Genomic DNA, 248 nt, shown 5'->3' on the forward strand with positions numbered 1-248 from the left:
CAAGAGCCGCATCCTGGCCGAGAACGGCATCAAGCAGCGCTACTACGCGATCGATGCCGAGGGCGCCACCGTCTTCACCAACGCGCAGCTGGCTGCCAACGCCATCCGCGATTGCCTGCGGCGCAATGATGGCGACCTGGCGGACGTGTCGCTGCTGACCAGCGGCTCGTCCGGGGGCGACGCGCTGATGCCGGGCTTTGCCAACATGATCCAGGGCGAGCTGGCCGCGCATCCGATGGAGACGCTGT

General features: G+C 67.3%; 1 pseudogene. It reads left to right on the plus strand.

What is annotated here, in order from left to right:
• A pseudogene (locus tag OH705_RS28260) lies at positions 1-248 on the plus strand (hypothetical protein); the annotation flags it as partial.

This window comes from Pseudomonas sp. BJa3, assembly GCF_026343815.1.
GTDB lineage: Bacteria > Pseudomonadota > Gammaproteobacteria > Pseudomonadales > Pseudomonadaceae > Aquipseudomonas > Aquipseudomonas soli.